The organism is Mitsuaria sp. TWR114, assembly GCF_007997345.1.
Genome location: NZ_VOSR01001054.1, coordinates 1 through 1,116, shown reverse-complemented (window position 1 = coordinate 1,116; position 1,116 = coordinate 1). Strand labels below are relative to the sequence as shown.

At 72.8% G+C, this 1,116-nt stretch carries 1 protein-coding gene and 1 pseudogene; both read right to left on the bottom strand.

The features are described from left to right. Window positions 1-755: elongation factor P maturation arginine rhamnosyltransferase EarP (earP, locus tag FUT87_RS27255; protein ID WP_255512074.1), on the bottom strand; the 755-nt coding region annotated here is incomplete at its 3' end. Between the two features lie 8 nt (window positions 756-763). After that, window positions 764-862, bottom strand: a pseudogene (earP, locus tag FUT87_RS31495) (elongation factor P maturation arginine rhamnosyltransferase EarP); the annotation flags it as partial. Between the last annotated feature and the right edge of the window lie 254 nt (window positions 863-1,116).

Here is a 1,116-nt window from a genome sequence, read left to right as displayed (position 1 = left end):
GGGCCCTCGGCGCCCGCCAGCGCGGCGTCCAGGAAGGCCTCCAGCTTCGGCCCGTGCGCGCCATCGTCCTGGAAGTAGATCTGCCACAGCATCGGCTGGCCGGCCCATTGCGCGCGCACGAAGGAGTCCTCGCCGCGCACGAGGTTGAGATCGCAGGACCAGAGCAACTGGTCGTAACCGTCCTGCGTCAGATGAGGAAGCGCGAGCGCGCGCTGCCCGTCGCGCAGCAAGGCCGGCACGGCGCTCTGGGCCGCCCCGGGGCAGAGCAGCAGCAGCCAGCCGGGACCGAGCGCCTCGAGCAAGGGCGCCAGCGGCGCCTGCGGATACGCGAAAAGGCTCAGCACCCGCTCGCCGGGCCGGCGGCCCCAGCCGCGCGCCGCGCGCCAGGCGTCGCCGTGGTGCGCGGTGACGGCGTCGAGAAGTCCCGGCTCCCGGAGAAGGCCGCCGGTGCGATCGTTGAAGCCGGGATAGAAGAACCACTTGTCGAGTCCTGCGCCCGGTCCGGAGAACTGCGGCGACTTCAGTCCATGGCTGCGCTCGACGTAGCTTTCGGCGCTGAGGTATTCGAGGTTGATCCACGCCGGCCGGACGGGCCGCGCGGCCATCGCGGCGACGAAGGGCGCGGGCAGCTCACAGCCGAAGGTCTCGACGACGACGTCGCCCGGTGCCGCGCCCACGCTCTCGTCCCAGGGCTGCAGCTCAGGCCCGGGACGGCCTCCGGCTGCATCCAGGCCAGCGGCGACAGGTCGTCGCACCAGAGCCGCGCCTGCTCGCCACGCCGGGCCAGGTCGCGCGCCAGCCGCAGGCAGACGCCGAGATCGCCGTAGTTGTCGATGACGCGGCAGAAGATGTCCCAAGTCATCGTGTCAGGAGACTGCGCGGGGGAAGCGGATTCGGCGAGGGCGTCGGGCATCGCGGAATTATCCGGCGGCACAATCGCGCCCCATGAGCACGACCCCCGCCGGCGCCAGCGAAGTGCCGGAGCCTTCTTCCCCGACCGTCCCCGCGGAGCCCCTGCGCGCCGATGCGCCGGCTGCAACCGATGCGCCCGACGCGCCGCCGCCGTCCCACGCCGAGGCGTGGAACGCCCAGTCCGAAGCCATCGAGGCGGCCGAG